The organism is Methylotenera sp., assembly GCF_013141425.1.
Lineage (GTDB): Bacteria > Pseudomonadota > Gammaproteobacteria > Burkholderiales > Methylophilaceae > Methylotenera.
Genome location: NZ_JABFRA010000135.1, coordinates 1 through 22,755 on the forward strand (window position 1 = coordinate 1; position 22,755 = coordinate 22,755).

The window sequence follows — 22,755 nt, forward strand, 5'->3', positions numbered from 1 at the left end:
ATGAAGCTGTAATGAAAATGGACGACATGACGCAGCAAAATACCGCTTTAGTTGAAGAGGCCGCGGCCGCAGCGGAATCAATGATGGAGCAAGCAGATGAGTTGATGAATGCCGTAAGTGTGTTTCAACTAGAAGGCGAAGTCACACGCAGCAATGACCGTCGTGTAACCCACAACGCCATGCGACCTATCGCCAGCAAACTCATTGCAGCAAAAGCGCCATCGTCTGCTGCATTAAAACCAGCTGCAGCAAGGCCGGCCAAAGTCTCTGTGGTGAAATCTGGCACGGATGATGGTGATTGGGAGGAGTTTTAATTTAGCAAAGTGTTCCCTGAGCTTGTCGAAGGGAGCGCATATTAAGATAGCAAGTCGAAGTGAGCATCACAAAAACGGGTTCCCTAAGCTTGCCGAAGGGAATCATGACCACCCTTCGACAGGCTCAGGGAGCATCGCTTATTTAGCGCATAAAAAAGGTCATAATCGTGACCTTTTTTATTTAATTTCTGCTCAATCTCAACGACTAAACGCTACAATCATGGCATGCCATTATTGCCTGAAGCCATCATACTTTGTCCCTCTGCCCGTTTAGCGCGAAGCATTCAGCAAGACATCGCACGTCAACATCAACAACTTGGTGAAACACAGTGGCTGAGCCCTGTTGTGCTTACGCTAACTCAGTGGTTAGACCTTGTGATTGAGACCGAATTGTTAAGCTGTGCTGACTTGCCACAACCGCCGCCGTATGCACTGAGCACAATTAACGAGCAATTGTTATGGGAAGAGGTAATTACGCAATCCCTTAGAAAAAATGCGTTTGGTGAATTGTTTGATGTGACTGGATTAGCCAGTGCGGCGATTGAGGCAAATCGCTATACGGTCGCATGGAATTTGCCTATTCCACGTGAGCTACAAGCAGAAGAATCGCGCCAGTTTACGCAGTGGCAATGGTTGTTCCGGCAGCGCTGCACGCAGTTGAATGTGCTGGAGAATGTGCGCTTTATGGGTTGGCAACTGGATTTTTTAGCACAAAGTGTAAGCCAGTTGCCAACGGAGATTGCCTTTGCAGGGTTTGACCAAACGGCACCACAAGAAAAACGTCTGCGCACAATACTGCTAGAACGCGGCGTGCAAGTAGTGGACTATCCAACCGTTAATTTAGTACCCGCGCAAACACAACATGCCTGTTTAGAAAATCAAGAAGCGGAATGCCGCGCGGCTGTGGCTTGGGCGCGGCAATGCTTAGAAAACAATCCAGACGCCAAGCTTGCGATTGTTTCGCCAAGATTAAGTGATGTTCGAAATCAGCTCGCGGATAGGCTGGATGATAACTTTTACCCCGCCAGTGTGCGTCCAAGTTTGGCTGAGATGCCGCGCCATTATAATTTCTCACTGGGGACACCTCTTGCCCAGCAACCCATTATTCAGGCCGCGTTGAATCTATTGCGTTTATTTAGCCGCCATCAATTGCAGCAAGCCGAGGTTTCGTCTGTATTGCTCTCGCCGTTTTGGTCGGCCAGTACGAAAGAGGCAGATGCCAGTGCCATGCTAGATGCCAAAATGCGCGAAAAACTGCCGATGCAATTTACCTTGCAACACTTCATTGAATTTGCCAAACAACAGCATGAAAATGGTTTAGGTATTTCTGAGTTGTTGACTCATTTGGGTGCGGCGAATGATATTCCTTCTAAAAATGCGACGCCATCACTTTGGGTGCAAACTTTATCAAATTTACTTACCGCACTTAACTGGCCTGGCGAGCGCAAGATTAGCAGTGTTGAATATCAGGCGGTGAACGCGTGGCAAAAAGCTTTGCAGCAATTATCTAAGCTCGATGTGCTTGGTAAATCGGTATCGATGGCAGAAGTGACGCCTTTAATGCAGCAGATTTGCACAGAGCAAGTCTTTCAGGCTGAAACCGAGCAAGAGTCTGCTATTCAGATTCTGGGAATTATGGAAGCGCTAAGCGCCCCAGTAGATGCTATATGGTGCATGCACATGAATGACCATATCTGGCCGCCACCGGCACGGCCTAATCCGCTATTGCCAGCTGCGATACAGCGCGCTGCCGCATTGCCAAATGCAGACAATAGCGTGCAAGCTGAATTTGCTGCAACCATACAGCGGCGTTTGTTGCATTCAGCAAAAACCATTATATTTTCGAGTAGCAAAACCGAAGGTGAAAGCCAGTTACGTGCCTCGCCGCTCATGAACGGGATTGCACCTTTTCAGGCTGACCTTGCGCTGGCAGCTACCTTGGCCGAGCAACTCAGTTTAACTGGAAATGCCGACCTTATGGCGATTGATGACCATTTTGCGCCATTGGTTCAGCCTGGAGAGCATGTTTCAGGAGGAACGGGGCTACTGAAAGCGCAAGCCATATGCCCTGCATGGGCGTTTTATCAATATCGACTCGGTGCAAAAGCGCTTAAAACGCCCACCAGCGGTTTGGATAGCATGGAGCGGGGTTCATTGGTGCATGATGTACTGGAGCGCTTTTGGCGAAAACGGCACTTTGCTGATTTGCGCGATTTGTCTGAACTTGAATTTTCAAAGGCGCTAGAGGAGGCGATTCAAGCAACCTTACAAGCATTTGCAACGCAAAGTAGCGTTGCTTCTCCTACCGTTTTATCGCTCGAGCATGAGCGTTTATCTAAGCTGATAGGTGACTGGTTGCAGTTCGAGAAAGCACGGGGTGTTGTGTTTAACATAGTAGCTTGCGAGGCTGAAAAGCAGGTGCAAATTGGCGGGATAGAAGTCACGCTCAAGATTGATCGGATTCATCAGCTTGAAAGCGGAGGGCTTGAGTTTGTGGACTATAAGACCGGACAGGTACCGAAAACCAAAAGTTGGAGTGAGGACCGCATTACCGAACCGCAACTGCCTATTTATGCAGCTTTTTATGCAGAGGATATAACGCAAGTCGCAGGCGTGTATTTTGCAATGGTGAAAATAGCCGAACATGCTTTTTTAGGTGTGGGTGAGACGAACTTTGAAGCAGAGCACGATAAACGTAAACCTTCTTTCACAAAGGAGTTTATTGATTGGCAGCACTTGTTAAAGCATTGGAAATGCAGCATAGAAACTATTGCGGCAGAGATTCGCACAGGTGAATCTGCTGTTAGATTTAACGATGAGAATGAGCTGCTGTATTGTGAAGTGCTGCCATTGCTGCGCCTACCTGAACGTAAATTACAATTTGAGCGGTTTGCTGGGGATGTGGTATGACGACACCGCAAACTTTCACACTTAACAACCTTGAGGTCGATGAAAAAAACCGTTCACGTGCGCTTGAGTTAACTTCATTTATTGTGGAAGCGCCTGCTGGCGCTGGTAAAACCGAACTGCTGACCCAGCGTTATTTAAGATTATTGCAAACCGTTAATGCGCCTGAAGAAATTATCGCCATCACTTTCACTAATAAGGCCGCCGCAGAAATGCGTTTGCGTATTCTGGATAGTTTGTTACGCGCCGCCAGTGGCAATAAGCCTGAGCAAGCACATAAGCAAATTACTTATGACTTAAGCCAGCAAGCTCTGCAGAGGTCGCATGAAAATAATTGGCAATTGATAGAAAATCCAGCGCGTTTGCGTATTTTCACTATCGATAGCCTATGTGCACATTTAGCGCGACAAATGCCATTGATGAGCCGTTTTGGGACGCAACCACGCGTCACGGAAGATGCTGCGGCTTTGTATACGCAAGCCGCTGAGCAGACGCTGGCTTTGCTGGAAGATACGCGCCATAGCCTCGTGGTGAAGGAGGCCTTGCGCTATGTGGATAATGACGCCAATCAACTGAAAAATTTATTGGTTGCCATGTTAGAAAAACGTGACCAATGGCTACATCATGCGCAACACGAGGTAAATGCCGAGCAGTTACAAAACACCTTGCGTTTTTTGGTAGAGCAAGAGCTGGCGATGCTCGCAACGGTGTTTAATTCACGCATTCAGACAGATTTAATGCCATTGGCTCGCTTTGCGGCTGGCCAGTTGCAAAGCGAAAATCCTATTGCGCTCTTGCGTGATTGGGATACCCTATTGCCAACGCATGCAGACGCATTGCCAATGTGGGCAGCCGTTACTGAGTTATTGCTAACAAAAGAGGGTAATATTCGCGCGAGGGTAGATAAAAACAAGGGATTTCTGGCGGAAAATAAACAGGAAAAAGCCAACTTTTACGCTTTATTAGCAGACTTGGAAGCCACGCCAAATTTTGCCGAAACGCTAGCAAAATCCAGATCATTGCCTGCTGTTTCTAACAATTTGGAAGGTTGGCAAATAATTACTACACTTTCCAAGTTGCTTAGTTTGGCGGTGGCAGAATTGTGGTTGGTGTTTCAGCGCGCCAGTGAAGTGGATTTCGTCGAAATTGCTCACCGCGCAACTCGCGCGTTATCCGATAATTTTGGCGAACCTACTGAGTTGGCGCTTAAACTTGATTATCAAATTCATCATCTGCTGGTGGATGAGTTTCAAGATACCAGCCCGAGCCAAATCAAACTATTAGAGCAACTGACTATGGGCTGGCAGCAGGGCGATGACCGTACCTTGTTTGCTGTAGGTGACCCAATGCAGTCGATTTATCGCTTTCGTAAGGCGAATGTTGGGCTGTTTATTGAGGCCGCGCAACATGGTATTGGCGACATTCAATTAGAAAAATTACAGCTTTATCGCAATAACCGCTCTTGCCCTGCGGTGGTGGACTGGATTAACCAAACTTTCGAACCGATTTTTCCTAGGCGCGATGCCGTCATCCAAGGTGCAATTCAGTATCGACCATTTACTGCAACTAAAGAAAATACGCTGGATGCAGGAGTGGAAGTGCATGCCATTGTTAGTGCGGCGGACGAGACTTCGAGGCTTGCAAACCAGCGTGAAGCTGAAGCGGTAGTGCAGATAATCTTGCAAGAGCAGGCGAGCCATGCCAATAAAAAAATAGCGGTGTTGGTCAGTGCAAAAAAACATTTGGCTGCGCTGGTAAGTAACTTGCGACGGAATCATCCCAAACTTGCATTTCAGGCCGTTGAGATTGAGGCCTTGGCTGGACGCCAGATTGTGCAAGATTTACTTTCGCTCACCCATGCGCTGCATCATCGTGCTGATCGCGTGCATTGGCTAAGTTTATTGCGCGCACCTTGGTGTGGTTTAACGTTAGCTGACTTGCATACCTTGGCTGGGCAAAATCACCTGAGTAGTATTTGGTCTCTAATGCAAAATGAGGGCGTACTACAAGGCTTATCGATGGACGGGCAAGCGCGCTTGCGACAGGTGCGCGAGATTATTGCAGAAGCTTTTGAAACACAGGGGCGTATGAATGTGAGCCGCTGGGTGCGTGGTGTGTGGCTAATGCTAAACGGCACGGCTTGTTTGTGGGAGCAATCTGATGTGGTGGATGTGCAGGCGTTTTTTGCCTGTTTAGAAAAATTAGACCGTAGTAATCAGTTTTCGCCAGAACGGATGGAGGTTGAAATTACTAAACTGTTTGCCGCCCCCGATAGTCATGGCGAGCATGTGCAGATGATGACTATCCATAAATCGAAAGGGCTGGAATTTGATACTGTGATTTTGCCTGGTTTAGGCACTGCTATTGGAGGCAATCATGGTGATCAGCCTTTGGTACTGTGGGAGGAAGTGGTGGCGCATGGGCAATACGAACTCTTGGCCGCGCAGTTTATTCCAAAAGGTGCGCGCGATAAAGATAAAGTCAGTGCCTACGATTACTTAGCCTCGCGCGAGCGCGCACGTGACGCCAATGAAGACGCAAGGGTGCTCTATGTTGCGGCAACACGCGCAGAGCGTAAGCTGCACTTGGTAGGTGTTGTCAATCAAAATTCAAAAGGCGAAATCAGCCCAACAAAAAACACTTATTTAGATTTGCTGTGGCCGGCACTTGCCTGCCATTATGAATCAGTAGAACCCGCTCCAGTAGTAGCGGAAACGGCAGCGACAGTCGCCAATTTTATACCGCAGCTTGTACGGCTTAAGCAGTTGCAAATGCCGGTAATACTGCAAGTGAAACCTGCAATAGTAGCAGCCACTCAAAGCGGATTTCTGAACAGACGAGATGCGGTGCAAAGCTTGGAATCGGATATTGGTATCTTGGCACACCGCTACATGGAGATGATTGCCCAACAAGGGCTGGAAGCATGGCCTGTCGCTCGAATCGTAAAACTAATGCCAGCGATGCAGCACTGGCTTCGCCAACAAGGCCATGCAGAAAAAATTTCGATAGAGGCAGCACTCCGGGTGCAGCAACTCCTGACGGTTAGTTTAGTTAGCGAAGAAGGCCAGTGGCTATTAAAAAGCCGAGGTGATGCTGAGTTGGCGATTACGGCATTTCAAAAGGGTGAAGCAAAAAATTACATTGTGGATCGAACTTTTGTGGAAGGAAATACGCGCTGGATAATCGACTACAAAACCATTGCTTTGCCAAGCGAAGCAGCAGAGCAAACCTTGATAAACACGGCAGAAAATTACCGTGAACAATTGCAAAATTATGCGTCTTTGTTTAGTCAGACAGAAAACCAAGTAAAATGCGCGGTGTTTTTTATGGCAATAGGCAAGTTGATTACCTTAGATTAAAGTCAAAGTTCACTCAAAAATTTCTTAAAGGTTGTAGTTAAATGAAAATATTTTCGCTTATGTATCAACACGCTATGCGCTGGGCTAGGCTGCCTAAAGCACCGTGGTACTTGGCTACACTAAGTTTTGCCGAATCCTCATTTTTTCCGATTCCGCCAGACGTGATGTTAGCGCCTATGAGTTTAGCTCAACCAGCGCGTGCCTGGCGCTTTGCTTTAATCACTACAGTGGCCTCGGTACTTGGTGGTTTGTTCGGCTATTTTATTGGCGCAACTTTGTTTGATGTAATTCAGCCGCAACTTAAAATAAGCAGCTATTGGGCGCACTATCAGACAGCTATACAGTGGTTTGACCGCTGGGGATTTTGGGCCATCTTCGTGGCGGGTTTTTCACCCATCCCTTATAAAGTTTTTACCATTGCAGCAGGTTCGCTTTCGATGGCTTTATTGCCGTTTACAATGGCCTCGATCATTGGTCGTGGCCTACGTTTTTTTATGGTGGCAGGATTGATGAAATGGGGCGGCGCGGGCATGGAAGCGAAATTGCATCTCTACGTTGACCGTATCGGCTGGGCGACAGTGGGCTTAGTAGCGGTTGCCGTGCTGGTCTATCGCTAGGAATTCAGCGCTAGGAATTCAGTTTTAGATAAACTCTTTTAGTAAGGTTTTTACAAAGTCCGCTCTCAGGTTGATTTCAGTGAGGCCAATCGTCACCCTTAATTTGTCCGGTCCATTCATTTTACAGCGGCGGTCGCGCTGCAGCAGATTGATTAATTTCATTGGGTCAATATCGGCTTTGGGGTTAAATTGTAGTTGAATCGCCGCATCACTGGCATCAATTTTAATCACGCCAATCGATTTAGCCGCAATGCGTAGTCTGTGACAGGCAATGAGCGCGACACCTTGTTCTGGCAACAAACCAAAGCGGTCAATCAACTCTTCTTGCATATTATCTAAATCATCATCTTCCACACAGTTGGCAAGACGTTTATAAATTACCAAGCGTTCATGCACGTCAGGGCAATATTTGGTTGGCAATAGGGCGGGTGTGTGCAGATTGATTTCAGTGGTCACACCCAGCGGTGCATTTAAATCAGGTTCTTTGCCAGCCTTAAGCTGTTTCACCGCGTGATTTAGCATGTCAGAATACAAATGAAAGCCTATTTCTTGCATCTCACCGCTTTGCGAGTCGCCTAACAACTCACCCGCACCGCGAATCTCCAAGTCGTGCATGGCCAAGTGAAAGCCCGCGCCCAAGTCTTCCATTAATTGAATCGCATCTAGCCGTTTTTGCGCTTGCGGGGTAATTTTACGGTCTGGATCAGTCAGTAAATACGCATAGGCTTGATGATGCGAACGACCCACGCGACCACGTAGTTGGTGCATTTGCGCGAGGCCAAACATATCGGCCTTGTTTAAAATAATGGTGTTGGCCGTCGGCACGTCAATACCTGTTTCAATGATGGTGGTACACAGTAGCAGGTTGTAGTGCTGATTATAAAAATCGCGCATGACATGCTCTAGCTCGCGTTCGCGCAGTTGTCCATGGGCAACTGCAATGCGCGCATCGGGCAGAATACGTTCTAGTTTTTCCCGCATAGAATGAATGGTATCGACTTCATTATGCAGAAAATATACCTGACCACCGCGTTTAAATTCACGTGTGGCTGCTTCGCGAATAATGCCTTCAGAGTAATCGGTGTGAAAGGTTTTAATACTTAAACGCTTTTGCGGAGGTGTGGTAATAATCGAGAATTCGCGAAGGCCTTCCATCGCCATGCTTAAGGTACGCGGAATTGGTGTGGCGGTCAGAGTGAGCACATCGACTTCTGCACGCAACGCTTTAAGTTGTTCTTTTTGGCGCACGCCAAAACGGTGTTCTTCGTCCAGCACCACCAAGCCTAGATTCTTAAATTTCACATCTTTTTGAATTAAGCGATGCGTACCAATAATAATGTCTATTTTTCCTGATTCTAAACCTTCTAATGCTTCTTTCTGCTCTTTTGTAGTTCTAAAGCGTGAGATTTCAGCAATCTTAATTGGCCATTCCGCAAAACGGTCTTTAAAATTATTGAAGTGCTGTTCGGCTAACAAAGTAGTTGGCACCAGCACGGCCACTTGTCTGCCACCCATCACCGCGACAAAGGCTGCGCGTAGGGCGACTTCGGTTTTACCAAAGCCCACATCGCCACAGACCAATCTATCCATCGGGCGGCCAGACTGCATGTCTTTGATGACGTTTTCAATGGCTTCCAGTTGGTCGGGTGTTTCTTCAAACGCGAAGCCTTCACAGAAAGCTTCGTAATCTTGTAAACTTAAAGTAAAGGCATGGCCACGGCGAGAGGCACGTTGTGCATAGAGATTCAATAACTCAGCGGCGGTATCGCGAATTTGTTTCAGCGCTTTTTTCTTAGCTTTTTCCCAATTTCCGCTACCAAGTCGATGAAGCGGTGCCGATTCCGGCGGCCCGCCAGAATAACGCGAGATTAAGAAAAGCTGCGAAACAGGCACATACAATTTGTCGTCACCAAAGTATTCCAGCAACAAAAGCTCAGTTTCACCCTCGCCAAAATCCAGATTCACCAAGCCTTTGTAGCGGCCGACGCCATGCTGCTCATGCACCACGGGGTCATCAAAGCGTAACTCAGATAAATCTTTAAGCATGCCTTCGGTGCTACGGGCTTTTTCTTTTTCACGGCGGCGTTGCTGGCGCACGGTGGCGGCGTAGAGTTCAGCTTCGGTAATGATGGCGTTGTTACTATCATTTTTAATTGCGGACTTGTTCCGCAATTTAGTGGAGGGTTCAAGCAGATTCTGACTTTCGTCAGAATGACTGAATGGTGTATTGAAACCATGATGCAGAGGTGCAACACCAAGTAAGAATTTTTCTTTTGAAGTAACGAACTCTGCCCACGTTTCTATAAGAGTTGGTTTTAATCCATGCTCTGCAAATAACTGCGAAATCGTTTCACGTCGCCCCAAGCTTTCTGCAGCAATTAAAATGCGCCCTGAAAAATCTGCAATAAACTGCTGCAATTTGTGCAATGGCTGTTCTGCACGGCGTTCAATGTCCAGCGCAGGCAAGCCAGTTGAACTGCTGTTTGTGGTAAGTGAAAGGCGCGTGAATGCATGCGATGCACTAAAAAAATCTTCGGTTTTAATCAGTAATTTTTCAGGCGTTAACAACGGCCGTTCTGCATCGTGCGCCAATGTACGATAACGCGCTTGTGCCTCGCGCCAAAATTGCTGCGCGCTATGGTCTAAGTCGCCATGCAAGCAAAGCAAGCTATCCGCCGGCAAGTAATCTAAAAATGACGAGGTTTGTTCAAAAAATAACGGTAAATACCACTCAATACCGCCTGACGCCACGCCCTTGCTCACATCTTTATAAATTTTGGCACGTTGCGGGTCGCCTTCAAAGGCTTCTCTAAACTGACCACGAAACTGGGCGATTCCCGCTTCATCTAATGGAAACTCGCGAGCTGGCAACAGGCGTATTTCAGGCACTGGGTACAAACTACGTTGCGTATCCACATCAAACGTGCGGATGGTTTCAATCTCATCGTCAAATAAATCAATGCGGTAAGGCAGGGCAGAACCCATGGGGAATAAATCCACCAGCCCTCCACGTACGCTAAATTCCCCATGTGAAATCACTTGCGTCACGTGGTGATAGCCCGCCTCGGCACATTGACGGCGCAAGGCTTCTGTATCAAGCATTTGGCCTTTTTTGAGCATGAAAGTATTAGCGCTTATATAAGCCTTTGGGCTCAAACGAATTAGTGCAGTAGAAAGTGGCACAATAATCACATCACAAGTATTTTGTGCGATGTGATAGAGCGTGGTCAGTCGGTCAGATATTAAATCCGGATGCGGTGAAAACTGGTCATAGGGTAGAGTTTCCCAATCCGGCAGTAGATGCACACTTAGCTCTGGCGCGAAATAGGGGATTTCTTCCAACAAACGCTGTGCATCAAAGGCATTGGCAGTAACGATAACGAGTGGCTGTTTGCTATCTTTTTTAAGCCTGAGCGCTAACGTTGCAAGTGCCAAACCATCTTCGCCGTTGACTGAAAGTTCGACGCGGCTGGATTGACCTGGTTTTGGAATAGGCAGTGAAGTCAGCGACATGAATGCTTTTGTGTGATTTTTTAAAGGATGGATTATAACGGTTGAGGTATGTAAAACACGTTCTTTGTGTAAATTTATTGTGGGAATTTAGGTAGGTAAACTGCTGTAATTATATCTAAAATTACAGCAACTTGTAGGGCAATAGTAGCGAAATATTATGCTGAATTATTAGGAAATTATTGACGTTTATTCATTGCTTAAGCTTGTCGTAGCCCACATGCTATTGGCTTATAGTTTATTAATTAATCAGGTTTAGCTGATATATCCTGTGGGTGGGTTACTCGTAGGGTGTTTTTTAAAATTCTTATAGTGCGGCGGACTTTCGACTTAAACCAGCTAAGCAAAGTAAACCTAAGCCAAACAACCATGCAGAATTAGGTTCAGGCACTGGACTTAATTGCACCGGGGTTACAACCGTCCAGTCAATAGTGAAGTTTGTATAATTAGAATTGGAATCGATAAATCCTTTCATTTCACCAGTAGCATAAGCATATTTATAAGCACCTAGATTAGTATTAGGGGTATTGAAATTAAAAAGGTTGTCCGTGCTAAAGATTCCATATATTGGAAAGACGTTGGGGGCAAATTGGTTTTCATAATCTGGCAATGTTGTTTGAAAATCGAATCTGCCGGAAAAAGCACCTGTACTATCTGCTCTAGTAAATGAGCCACCAGCGTAATAGAAATCTGGAAATAAGCTAATAATTTCATGATTTGTATTAAGGCTCGCATTGCCATTGGAAAAAGTTGACTGGCCAGTGAAGTCGAAATAATCAATCATACTATCTTGGGAAAAGGTTCCAGAGAAGTAATCAGTAAACTGCTCAATTTTGGCATTTGCGTTAGCACTAGCAAATAAAACAACACCTATTAGCGCATATTTAATTGATTTAAAAAACATGTTGCCCCTTTTGTTTGTTGATGTTATTTGGTTGAATCTTAAACAGTTTTTATAGGTTACGCAATGTGTTGCCGTTATTAATTGCCAATTAAGTCGCCTGCAATTACTACAAAATTAGTAACTAGGGTTTAAGCCGTGCCACCCACCGTCAACCCATCAATCTTCAACGTTGGTTGCCCCACGCCTACAGGCACGCTTTGGCCTTCTTTGCCGCAGGTGCCGACGCCGCTATCAAGCGCCATGTCGTTACCTATCATGCTGACACGTTTTAACACATCTGGACCGTTACCAATCAATGTAGCGCCTTTCACTGGATAGGTGATTTTGCCGTCTTCAATCATGTAGGCTTCAGCCGCGCTGAATACGAATTTCCCGCTGGTGATATCCACTTGACCACCACCAAAATTGGCAGCATATAAGCCTTTTTTGACAGATTTGATGATTTCTTCAGGTGGCGTGGTGCCGTTGAGCATGTAAGTGTTGGTCATGCGCGGCATGGGGATATGCGCGTAGCTTTCGCGCCTTGCATTGCCTGTGACGGGCATATTCATTAGCCTTGCGTTGAGCGTGTCTTGAATGTAGCCGCGCAAAATGCCGTCTTCAATCAATATGGTTCGATTCGTTGGGTTGCCTTCATCGTCCATACTGAGCGAGCCACGCCGATTTTGAATGGTGCCGTCATCGACAATGGTGATGCCTTTGGCGGCGACTTGTTGACCAATCATGTTGCTAAAAGCGGAACTGCCTTTGCGGTTAAAATCGCCTTCCAGGCCATGACCAATGGCTTCGTGCAACAAAATGCCAGGCCAGCCAGCGCCCAAAACCACAGTCATGCTGCCTGCTGGAGCAGGGCGCGCATCTAGGTTGACGATGGCTTGGTGTACGGCTTTTGTTGCGTAGTCATGTAACACTGCATCGGTAAAGTAACTGTAGTCAAAACGTCCGCCACCGCCTGCTGAGCCTTGCTCGCGGCGACCATTGCTTTCTGCAATGACATTAATTGATAGCCGCACTAATGGACGCACGTCTGCCGCCATTACGCCGTCGTGACGCGCCACCATCACAACCTCATATTCACCAGCGATGGAGGCGGTAACTTGCGTGATGCGCGTATCAAGTTTTCTTGCGAAGGCTTCTAAGCGCTCAAGCAGTTTTACTTTTGCATCGGCAGAAAGTGAGGCGATGGGGTCTTGTGGCAAGTAAAGCGCAGAAGCATTGCGCTTAATAACAGAATGCCCAGTTTGCTCGTTACCAAGGCTTGCAATGGCTTTGGTTGCTTTTGCAGCTTCTTGTAAGGCGCTTAGCGTAATGTCGTCAGAATAGGCAAACGCGGTTTTTTCGCCACATACGGCTCTCACGCCTACGCCTTGGTCAATTGAAAAGTTACCAGACTTCACTTGGCCTTCTTCAAGTCCCCAAGATTCTGCGCGGCTGTACTGAAAATACAAGTCTGCATAGTCAATTTTATGCGACATCATATCGCCTAACACATTTTGCAGTTTTGCAATATCTAAGCTGGCAGGCGCGAGTAAAGCTGCGGTCGCCATGTCAAAATGTGAGCCTAAGCGTTGGTTGGATGCTAAACCATTTGCAGCTAATTCGCTTGCATTAAATTTTCTGGCGTCGACTTTTGCGGTCATTTAATATCCGTTTTTTCTGAAATAGTTCTATGTTGAAGTGCGGGTAGGCTCTTTCTTAAACTCGCCTGATAATGCGGGTTCATGGTGGCAAGGACAACCCCCGAGCCGCGTGGCAGTCTGTCTAAAATCACCCCCCATGGATCCACAATCATGCTGTTACCATGCGTTTCACGGCCTGATAAATGATAACCACCTTGTGCAGGTGCAATCACATAACTCAGGTTTTCAATGGCTCTAGCACGAATCAATGTTTCCCAATGGGCTTTGCCTGTTGTGTCTGTAAAGGCTGCAGGGACCACGATGATGTTCACATCGCCCATGGCGCGATATAGTTCAGGAAAGCGTAAATCGTAGCAAATGGATAAGCCGATTTTACCAAAGGGCGTATCGACGACTTTGATGGAGTTTCCTGATTCGATGGTCTTTTCTTCGTGGTAATGTTCGTTGCCTAAATCGAGGCCAAATAAATGAATTTTGTCGTAACGCGCGGCCAACTTGCCTTTATCGTCATACACTAAACAGCTATTGCGCACTTTGTTGGGAAAATTGCTCACCAAAGGCACTGAGCCGCCAATTAGCCAGATTTTATGCTTTTTTGCGATTTTGCTTAAAAAATCTTGTATAGGGCCATTACCTTCTTCTTCACGGGCGGCCACTTTATCAGTCTCTTTTAAGCCCATGATAGCAAAGTATTCTGGTAACACCACTAACTTAGCGCCTTGATTGGCTGCCACTTCAATCAAACGTTCTGCTTCACTTAAATTAGCCGAGACATGAGGCCCAGAAGCCATTTGAATGGCGGCAATTTTGATGATGTCTTTACCTGAATTCAGGCTACTTTGTTTTGCTTTCGTTGTTTTTACACGTGATGTAATGGCCATTATTTATCCAAACGTTTCTGTTAGTGCGTCAAATTTATGATAAGTTTACTGGTTTAGTGGCGATTCTTTGGAAGTCACTTCTTGCTTTGTATCGACTGCATTTACTTCTTGCGGGTTATCCCAAGTGCCTGTGATTTCATATTCGCTAGAAGCAATTTTATTGAGCGGGTCTTTTAAAATCTTTTGTGCTAAAAACGCAATAGCCCCTACTAGCGGCCCGCCAGCTAATGCCGCAAGTGATACGCTATCGCTAACTCGAGGCATCACTTTGACCGTTAAGTGCTGGGTTTCTTTTTGCAAATTAGCTTCGCCTTTAATGGTCACGTCTGCAGCGGGTCCTGACATGGTGAAATTGTCGCTGCGCATTACGCCTTTATCGATTTTTACTGTGCCTTCTATTTTATCAAAAGCAAAGCCATTGCTGAATAAATCTCTAAAGTCCAAGGTTAGGCGACGCGGCAAGCTTTGCAAACTAAGCAGCCCGAGCAGTCGACCAACACCAGGCTGTACTTTTAAAATCTGGCCTTTGTTCAGTTTGAGTTGGAAGTTTCCATTAAGCCCAATCGGGTTAAATTCATGTGGGCTACCCGGCCAGTGCAGTTGTCCAGTCAGTGTGCCATCACCACCCTTGATGGTTTCAGGATAGCCTAGATTCCTAAGGGCTTTACCAAGGTTTTTGATATCCCAAGTAATATTAAGAAAAGTGTTCGGACTTTTCACCCAGTTGTTCCACTGGCCTTCTGCGCTGATGATGCTGTCTGGCGTGCTGAGTTTGAGCTTTTGAATATTCCAGTTTTCGTTTTGTGGGGAGGCGATTAACTCCAACGCACCAAAATTCTTTTTATTAAATTCAAAGCTATCCACTTTTATATCGAGCGATGGGTAATCTTGCTCTAATTTATTAAAGATTTTGGCTGGGCCCTCATTATTGGCTTGTTTTACACTAGTCGGCGAGGCGTCAGGCACGATCAAATGGCTTAGTCGTGCAATCAGTTTGCCATTGTTTTGACTTAGCCATAGTAAGTCGCCAGAAATCTCACGGCTTTGTATGTTAGCACGTAAACCATCTTTATCTGAATTATTAGCGATTTTTAATTGATTGATGCGCTTATAAAATATATCCAAGGTATTGATTTTTAGTGCAATTTTTTGAATAGGTACGGGGCTATTCTGTTTCGTGTTGCCAGAAAAATCACGCATGACAGTACGCCAAGCATCGCCATCCAAGTAGTCAAGGTTGCCGTAGAGTTGTAAACCTTTGGCGTTATTAAGCTCTAGGCTAGTGTTTAGATCGCTTACATTCGATGCGCTGTTACTTGCTGAGCCTGAGTTTACTCGCACGCTACCACGGTCAAAATTGAACTTTTCATTAGCAGTAGTTTTATCAATAGTTCGAATGATTTTAGCGGCCAGTTTGTTGCCAAGATTCACTGAAATTGTATCCGTGTCGGCATCTTGTCTTTTATCAACGCGCAAGCTTAAACGCTCATTTGCGGCCTTGTTAAAAGGCGCGGGCAAGCGAGAGGTAATGCCGAGCAAATCTGCACGTATGCCAATATTGACGATTGGTTTTTGAATGGTGATATCGCTCACCCAATCGGTGCTGCCAGAAATGTAATTCGAACCTTTTACCCAAGTACGGTTTATCGGGTCTTGGTCCAATAATGCTTGTTTAATGAATTCATCATTCAATTTACCTTTGGCGTTCACACGTATCACTTTGTCTTTGCCCGTGCTTAAATTCACTAACACGGGGGAGCCGTAAGCGTTACCGTTGATGTTCTTTGCACTGAGACTGTTTTCGGTAAACTCCAGCGCACCATTAATGTTTGTTATTAAGGGGATGCTTGGGCTGTCCATACTGCCATTGGTGATTTGATACAAGCCTTTATACTGAGAAGCTTCGATATCGTTGAGCGGGATTTTAAGTCCGAGATTCAGTTTGCCCTGGCCACTGGTTTTTAGGTCTTCGGTAAAGCCTAGCGTTACTTTTACCACAGGACTTTTGTTGACGAATTTTACACCTTCAGCGACTGGCCCAACGACTTCACTATCAATGACGAGTAAAGGTGAAGTCGCATCTAATTGTGCAATCGTCGTTTTGCTCTTGATGATTTGATTGCCGAATAAATGGCCTTTATTCGCGTTGAGTTCCATGCGTTTGCCTTCAAACAACAAATCCAGCCCCAAGTCCTCAATCACAGGCCAGCCAGTGCCAAATTCCAATAAGGCATTACTAATTTTTGCTGTCACTCTAAATAAGCCCAATTTTGCATCGAGATTATTTTTACTATCCACAAAAGGAAAGTCTGCCAAGCGGCCTTTAACTGTGAGCTTGATATTTTCTGCCCGTCCAGCCAGTATGGAAGTGTCCAGCCATTTTAGTGTGGTTTCACCCAACATGGTGGGGTAGTAGAAGGGTGCAAATTTAGCGTTGCCTTTGCCAAATTGACCTTTTAAATCGAGCAGGCCGCCTTTGTTGCCGTCCATCAAATAACTTGCGTTAATCACGCCCGCTAAATGCGGACTGCTGATGGTAAGTTCACTTGCCTGAATTTTAGTGGCTTTGTCATTAATATCCCAAATAATATTGCCTGTTAACTTATCTGCAGGTAGCGGCCAACGTAAAATGTTTTTAAAATCCAGCTTGGCATTTTGAGTGTTCAGGATGATTTTTCCTGTGGATTGATTGGCCTTAATTTCACCTGTCAAATTGCTGAAGCCAGGGATTTTCTCCGCGGCAACGATGCTTAACTTATTAAATTTTGTATGGAGTTGATAGTTGATGGTGGCAGATTGATTGCCTTCCCAACTAAACAACAAGGCATCAAGTTGGCCGGTAGGGGATAAGGCTTTAATCTTTTCGGTGATGGCTACTGGCAAGGGCAGTTGCAACAAGTAGGGTTTGATAAGCGCTAGATCGATGCGGTTCAGTTTGAGGTTTAACTTTTGGGTATCTTGCTTACCATTTTTTTGCTTGGTATTGGCATAGCCGCCAGAGGCCTCTTCCAAGTTCACGCCGTTGCTGGTATTAAGTGTGAGATGACTAACTTTGAAAGATTGGTTAGTCGCTGAGTTTTCCCATGCTAGTTCGCCTGCCAATTTGTTAAGTATTAGCGGTTCGGTATTCGCTTTAAGTAACAGTTTTACATTATCTAGGGCGACTTTGCTGGTGACAGATAGCACCTGATTTTTAGCGAATTGAATCTTGACGTCACTGCTACCCGTGCCGGATTGCAAATCAATAAGGTGCGTGAGTGTTGCATAATCAAACCATGGCTTAAACGCTACAATATCCGCATTTGTTAATTTAGCTTCTAAGCTACCGCGCCATTGTGCTAATTGGCTGACATCGTTGCCATAAACATTGGCATTAATCAGTATGGGGTTCAAGGTGCCGACAGAGGCATGCGTGCTTAATGTAACGCGGTGGTTTTTGAGAAAGCTTTTCCAAGGCGGGCTATACACATGCAGATTAAGCTTTTCTAAACTTAATGCGGGTGCTCCGCGCATCTCATCAATCCAAAGCACTCTAGCATTATTTATGTCGACTTGCGTTTGGCGCAATAGCCAGTTAGGTAAATCGGGTTTGGATTGCCCTTGCGTGCTAATGCCGGCAATGAAAATGTCACCATTTGCATTACGCCGAATAGTGAGTTCGGGCGAGCGTATTGTAAAGTTGGCGAGATGTGGTTCCAGTAAGGGAATGCTTAACCATGAAATTGCGATGTCGGTGTTTTTTAATTGTAAGGCTGGGCGACTTTGCGCATCATAAATATCAATGTTCGAAACCACTAAATGCGGATTAACGCCTTTCCATCCAGCTTCAATATTGCCTATCACTATTTTTTGCTTGGCAGCTTTGGTAGCATAGCTGGCTATTTTTTCTTTGTACTGATCAATGTTTGGAAATAAATAAAACTGCACAGCTAGTGCAGCAATAACAAAGATGGCAACAACAATACCAATCAGCCAAAGTGCTGTACGATAAACCCAGAGTAAAGATTTTTTGACCATGTGAAGAGTGGGTTATTCGCTATTGTTTTAGATAATTTTTAGAGAAAATACGGTTTAATAGTTGCCATTGTTAACAAGTGTTAGTTTACTGCAATATCGCTCCAAGCGGTTGATTTACCTAGTACCTGCTTTGTTGAAAATTAGTAAAACTATGTAAATCATAGCGATGTTTTCTTAAAGATTACTTAAGACAATGGCGCTAAATATTTAGAAAAGTGCTTTTGTCATTTAGAATAGCGGTTTTGGTCACATTTGGTTGACCATTGACCCTACATATTGGTTTTCAATTGATTCAATTCAAACAACTTACGCTCACACGCGGCTTAAAAATCCTTATTCAAGCGGCTTCATTGCAATTGCATCCTGGTCATAAAGTAGGCTTGACAGGTGCAAATGGAGCAGGAAAATCCTCTCTTTTTGCGCTGCTACGCGGTGAGATGCAGGTGGAATCGGGCGACTTAGAAATGCCTGCCACTTGGGTGATTGCTCATGTGGCGCAAGAAACGCCCGCACTTGCCATGCCAGCGATTGAGTTTGTGTTAGATGGCGATGCAGAACTGCGCAATATCGAGGCGGCGCTGACTGAGGCTGAAGCGAATCATAAAGGCGAGTTGATTGCAGAGCTGCACCACCGATTGCTGGATATTGAGGGTTACAGCGCCAAAGCGCGTGCGGCCGAGTTGTTGAGTGGTCTGGGTTTTAGCCAAGCTAATTTACAGCAGCCTGTATCGACTTTCTCAGGTGGTTGGCGTGTGCGCTTGAATCTGGCGCGTGCTTTGATGTGTCGTTCGGATTTATTACTGCTCGATGAGCCGACTAATCACCTTGACTTAGATGCCGTAATTTGGCTAGAGGGCTGGTTGCAAAGCTATCGCGGTACTTTACTGCTTATTTCGCATGACAGAGATTTCTTGGATGCGATTGTCAATCACATTGCCCATATCGAACAGCAAACGCTGACCTTGTATCGCGGTGGCTATTCTGATTTTGAACGGCAACGTGCTGAAAAGCTCGCCTTGCAACAAGCCATGTATGAAAAGCAGCAGCGCAAAGTGGCGCATTTACACAGTTACATTGACCGATTTCGTGTGCAAGCCACTAAAGCGCGTCAGGCGCAAAGCCGCATTAAAGCGCTTGAGCGCATGGAAATGATTTCAGCCGCACATGTTGATTCCCAATTTAATTTTGAATTCAGGGCACCACTTTCTGCGCCTGATCCACTCTTGGTGCTGGATGAAATGAGCGTGGGTTATAACAACGTGGCCCTTATCAAAAACATTGTATTGGCAATCCGGCCTGGCGAGCGCCTGGGCTTACTGGGACGAAATGGCGCGGGTAAAACCACCTTAATTAAATTACTCGCCAATGAATTAAAACCGTTAAGCGGCAAGCGTGTGGAAGGTAAAGACCTAAAAATCGGCTATTTTGCGCAACACCAGCTAGAACAATTGCGCCCCGATGAATCGCCCCTGCAGCACATGATGAAACTAGACCCATTGACGCGCGAGCAAGAGCACCTCAATTATTTAGGTGGATTTGACTTTAAAGGCGATATGGCGCGTTCGCCCTGTGCTAATTTTTCGGGCGGTGAAAAATCCCGCTTAGCCTTGGCGTTACTGATTTGGACACGTCCGAATTTGCTTTTACTTGATGAGCCAACCAACCATTTGGACTTGGAAATGCGCCATGCCCTAACGCTTGCGCTGCAAGATTATGAAGGCGGCGTTATTTTAGTTTCGCATGATAGAGCCTTGTTGCGCGCCACTTGCGACGAATTTATTCTAGTAGCAGAGGGCAAAGCCGAGCCGTTTGAGAGCGATTTAGAAGGCTATAGCCGGTGGTTAAATGAGCAACGCTTAAAAGATAAGCAAGCCACCCAAGCGGCTGTGGAGGTGAAATCCAACAAGAACGACCGTGCGCTAAATAAAGCTGAGCGGCAAGCCAGAATTGCTGAACGCAGGCCCTTAGTGAAAGAACTGGAACAAGTTGAGTTAAACATCGCCAAGTGGCATGCCGATAAAAAAGTGTGCGATGACCGCTTGAATGACACCGAACTTTACACAGCAACGGATAAAACCGAATTGCAAAACTTACTTAAAATACAAGCCGATTTGACCAATCAAATCGAGGTGGCGGAAGAGCGTTGGCTAGAGCTGCATGAATTGTTGGAAGCCATGCCAGCTGTCGATTAACAAGCGATTCCCTGAGCTCAGGGAACCTGATATTTTTAATTTAAGCTTATATACACTTTAGGATTCATTATGCAAATGCAATACTCAAAACGCATCAAATTGCTGCATGCCTTATGCTTGGCGGAATCCTCACGCGACGCAGTTGCTAAACCCAATGTGGATTTAGATGAATATGACGCTCTGGTTGCGGCGGATTTTTTAAGCTGTTATGTCACTTTTCGGGCGATTCAAGCGGCGGAACGCTCACCACTGGCTGAACGTACAGATAACTTTGATATGTTGAGCGTGTATCAAGCCTACGCCTTATTGGCGTATGCTTTTTTTACTACGCCATTAGCGCGCGAAGATATTTCTCCAAATTTTACCACTGCCCAAATCACCATTGCTAAAACGCTCTTTGCCGGCTTGCCAGATGCGGAGTTGGTCGAGATTATTGAATCAGGCCTACAAAAGTTTCAACTGATAGGTGATGCGGAAGTTGAGCACTGGGCAGAGTTTAGAGAGAATCTCGATAAATTGACCGTAGCCTTTGTAGTGGCGGGTACCGACGACGAAAGCCCGCACGATAAAGAAGAAGTAGTACCGCTGTTTGGGCAGTTGCTGAGCCAATTGTGTGAGGCTTTTGAGAACGTTTAACGCTAATTAAATGGTGAAATTAGAATGCCTATTAAGGTAACCAAATAGGCATTATTTTTTAAACTAAGCGCTTTGCACGAATCGCAAAATGGTTTTATTTTAATGAAAACTCACCCCCCGTCTTTCCCATGTAGGCGGAAATCCATCTAACACTTTTATTTAAAGAGACTTATTCCTACGCTGGAATGATGGCTGAAGGATGTTTTTTATAAAATTACCTCACCTTTCGTTTTGTGCAAAGCGTGCAAAATACTTTATTTTAAGGTGCCTTATTTAAATTATATTGCACGTGGCGTTATTGAATGCTGTACTTTTTTAAAGTGAGCGGGGCGGTTGTTCCCTTCGTACTCATCATTATGGTGACGGTTATCACGACCAAAGCCGAGCCCTTCAATTTTAATCTCACGTGCTTTTTTACGTTGCTCAGGTGTTAGTAAAGCAAACACTTTGGCATCATGTCTGGCTCTTGCTAGCACTTGTTCTTTCTCTAATTTAGCGGCTTCATCAGCCAACAGTTGTGCTTTAACATCATCAAACTTATCGGCTTGAACTGTACTGCGTAACTCTTCCTTGAGTTGTTGGTGCTGTTTATGTTGATCTCGTACGGTGGGTATTTGCGCGTAATATAAATTAAACAATTGGTCTTTTTGCGTGCTTGTTAAATCTAGCCCACGCAAATAGGCTGGCTTGCCTTCGTGCCCAACACGTTCGCAACTTTGCCCTTTGTCGCCACCATCGTGTTCCGCATGCGCGACCGCAGCGGTTGGTAATGAAACTGCTAGAAATGATGCCAATAATACTTGTTTAAATGAATATTTTTCTTTGGTTATAAATGATGTGTTCATGGTAAATCCTTTGTATGATTAATTTTCGTTTTTTACAAACTGCTTGAGTGTATAAACTGTGATTAACTCACTTTTCATATTTGTTTAAGACGATGCCATTGTGCATTTCGTCAATGTTAAACGGTGTTAAGAATGTGTAAATCTGAGTAAAGGTCAACGTTCAAGGATTGTCGCGCGCGCGTGGGCTGGTTATGATGGCTACCAATTGAAGTTTAGACTTAGTAGGACGGTGCAGCACATGCAAACTGTATTACTCATCGATGATGATAAAGAGTTGGTTGAAATGCTTAAGGAATATCTTGAGCAAGAAAATTTTGCCGTGCAAAGCGCGCATGATGGTGTTGCTGGCACGCAGCTCGTGCTACAACAACCGGTTGATATTGTTGTGCTAGACGTGATGATGCCGAGGTTAAATGGTATTGAAACGCTCAAAGTGATTCGCCAACATAGCAACGTACCAGTGATTATGCTTACGGCAAAAGGTGACAATACAGACCGTATCGTTGGTTTAGAACTGGGTGCGGATGACTATGTGCCAAAACCAAGCAGCCCACGCGAGATTGTTGCGCGTATTCGTGCTATTTTGAGACGAGTAAAACCACAAGAAATAGCCGACACGCTTTGCGAAAAAATCACGGTTGGCGCGCTTTGTGTCTGGCCCACGCAACGACTTGTGGAGTGGGAGAGTGAACCTGTAATACTCACCAGTACGGAATATAGTTTGTTAGAAATTTTAGCTAAAAATGCAGGGCAAGTCGTATCTAAACAAGAGCTATCGCAGCAGGCCTTAGGGCGTCCGCTGGCTAGGTTTGACCGCAGTATAGATGTTCATCTAAGTAGCATTCGACACAAATTAGGTGCACTGCAAGACGGACGACATTGTATACAAACGGTATTCCGCTCTGGGTACCAACTTCTTAAAAGCTAGTTTTC

At 45.5% G+C, this 22,755-nt stretch carries 12 protein-coding genes and 1 pseudogene; 7 read left to right on the plus strand and 6 right to left on the minus strand.

Features of this window, described 5'->3' with window-relative positions:
* The 4 genes and pseudogenes from HOO90_RS11740 to HOO90_RS11755 form a co-directional block, all read left to right on the plus strand.
* Positions 1 to 314, plus strand: a pseudogene (locus HOO90_RS11740) (chemotaxis protein); the annotation flags it as partial.
* Between the two features lie 225 nt (positions 315 to 539).
* The gene (locus tag HOO90_RS11745; RefSeq protein WP_292843291.1) at positions 540 to 3,224 is read left to right on the plus strand and encodes a PD-(D/E)XK nuclease family protein; all 2,685 of its coding nucleotides are present in this window, start codon (positions 540 to 542) and stop codon (positions 3,222 to 3,224) included.
* Positions 3,221 to 6,580, plus strand: coding sequence for an exodeoxyribonuclease V subunit beta (locus HOO90_RS11750; RefSeq protein ID WP_292843293.1), 3,360 nt, complete (start codon positions 3,221 to 3,223; stop codon positions 6,578 to 6,580). Before HOO90_RS11745 ends, HOO90_RS11750 begins: the two co-directional genes overlap by 4 nt.
* Positions 6,581 to 6,621: 41 nt before the next feature.
* Complete coding sequence (locus tag HOO90_RS11755) at positions 6,622 to 7,197, plus strand: YqaA family protein (protein ID WP_292843295.1); 576 nt, start codon at positions 6,622 to 6,624, stop codon at positions 7,195 to 7,197.
* Positions 7,198 to 7,221: 24 nt separating this feature from the next.
* On the opposite strand, the gene mfd is transcribed toward HOO90_RS11755, so the two are convergent.
* The 5 genes from mfd to HOO90_RS11780 form a co-directional block, all read right to left on the minus strand.
* Entirely contained in the window at positions 7,222 to 10,710 is a 3,489-nt protein-coding gene (gene mfd, locus HOO90_RS11760) for a transcription-repair coupling factor (RefSeq protein WP_292843297.1), read from the minus strand.
* 304 nt (positions 10,711 to 11,014) lie between these two features.
* The gene (locus tag HOO90_RS11765) at positions 11,015 to 11,611 is read right to left on the minus strand and encodes a PEP-CTERM sorting domain-containing protein (RefSeq protein WP_292843299.1); all 597 of its coding nucleotides are present in this window, start codon (positions 11,609 to 11,611) and stop codon (positions 11,015 to 11,017) included.
* A gap of 128 nt (positions 11,612 to 11,739) precedes the next feature.
* Complete coding sequence (gene tldD, locus HOO90_RS11770; protein ID WP_292843328.1) at positions 11,740 to 13,158, minus strand: metalloprotease TldD; 1,419 nt, start codon at positions 13,156 to 13,158, stop codon at positions 11,740 to 11,742.
* 89 nt (positions 13,159 to 13,247) lie between these two features.
* On the minus strand, positions 13,248 to 14,132 hold the full coding sequence (locus tag HOO90_RS11775; protein ID WP_292843301.1) for a carbon-nitrogen hydrolase family protein: 885 nt from the start codon (positions 14,130 to 14,132) through the stop codon (positions 13,248 to 13,250).
* 45 nt (positions 14,133 to 14,177) lie between these two features.
* Complete coding sequence (locus HOO90_RS11780) at positions 14,178 to 18,149, minus strand: YhdP family protein (RefSeq protein ID WP_292843303.1); 3,972 nt, start codon at positions 18,147 to 18,149, stop codon at positions 14,178 to 14,180.
* 287 nt (positions 18,150 to 18,436) lie between these two features.
* On the opposite strand from HOO90_RS11780, the gene HOO90_RS11785 reads away from it, so the two are divergent.
* Both HOO90_RS11785 and HOO90_RS11790 read left to right on the plus strand, forming a co-directional pair.
* On the plus strand, positions 18,437 to 20,341 hold the full coding sequence (locus HOO90_RS11785) for an ATP-binding cassette domain-containing protein (protein ID WP_292843329.1): 1,905 nt from the start codon (positions 18,437 to 18,439) through the stop codon (positions 20,339 to 20,341).
* A gap of 69 nt (positions 20,342 to 20,410) precedes the next feature.
* A complete protein-coding gene (locus HOO90_RS11790; protein ID WP_292843305.1) occupies positions 20,411 to 20,977 on the plus strand; it encodes a hypothetical protein in 567 nt (188 codons plus the stop codon).
* 278 nt (positions 20,978 to 21,255) lie between these two features.
* On the opposite strand, the gene HOO90_RS11795 is transcribed toward HOO90_RS11790, so the two are convergent.
* Positions 21,256 to 21,822, minus strand: coding sequence for a Spy/CpxP family protein refolding chaperone (locus HOO90_RS11795; protein ID WP_292843307.1), 567 nt, complete (start codon positions 21,820 to 21,822; stop codon positions 21,256 to 21,258).
* A 238-nt stretch (positions 21,823 to 22,060) separates the two neighbouring features.
* Here HOO90_RS11795 and HOO90_RS11800 point away from each other — a divergent pair, with 238 nt between their 5' ends.
* Positions 22,061 to 22,750 carry a response regulator gene (locus HOO90_RS11800; protein WP_292843309.1) on the plus strand — a complete coding sequence of 230 codons (690 nt, stop codon included), beginning with the start codon at positions 22,061 to 22,063 and terminating at the stop codon, positions 22,748 to 22,750.
* Positions 22,751 to 22,755 lie beyond the last annotated feature (5 nt).

What these genes read in the sequence shown, in the direction of transcription:
- HOO90_RS11765 (WP_292843299.1), bottom strand. Translation starts at nt 11,611, where the DNA reads ATGTTTTTTAAATCAATTAAATATGCGCTAATAGGTGTTGTTTTATTT.
- mfd (WP_292843297.1), bottom strand. Translation starts at nt 10,710, where the DNA reads ATGTCGCTGACTTCACTGCCTATTCCAAAACCAGGTCAATCCAGCCGC.
- tldD (WP_292843328.1), bottom strand. Translation starts at nt 13,158, where the DNA reads ATGGCGACCGCAGCTTTACTCGCGCCTGCCAGCTTAGATATTGCAAAA.
- HOO90_RS11745 (WP_292843291.1), top strand. Translation starts at nt 540, where the DNA reads ATGCCATTATTGCCTGAAGCCATCATACTTTGTCCCTCTGCCCGTTTA.
- HOO90_RS11790 (WP_292843305.1), top strand. Translation starts at nt 20,411, where the DNA reads ATGCAAATGCAATACTCAAAACGCATCAAATTGCTGCATGCCTTATGC.
- HOO90_RS11755 (WP_292843295.1), top strand. Translation starts at nt 6,622, where the DNA reads ATGAAAATATTTTCGCTTATGTATCAACACGCTATGCGCTGGGCTAGG.
- HOO90_RS11750 (WP_292843293.1), top strand. Translation starts at nt 3,221, where the DNA reads ATGACGACACCGCAAACTTTCACACTTAACAACCTTGAGGTCGATGAA.
- HOO90_RS11775 (WP_292843301.1), bottom strand. Translation starts at nt 14,132, where the DNA reads ATGGCCATTACATCACGTGTAAAAACAACGAAAGCAAAACAAAGTAGC.
- HOO90_RS11795 (WP_292843307.1), bottom strand. Translation starts at nt 21,822, where the DNA reads ATGAACACATCATTTATAACCAAAGAAAAATATTCATTTAAACAAGTA.
- HOO90_RS11780 (WP_292843303.1), bottom strand. Translation starts at nt 18,149, where the DNA reads ATGGTCAAAAAATCTTTACTCTGGGTTTATCGTACAGCACTTTGGCTG.
- HOO90_RS11800 (WP_292843309.1), top strand. Translation starts at nt 22,061, where the DNA reads ATGCAAACTGTATTACTCATCGATGATGATAAAGAGTTGGTTGAAATG.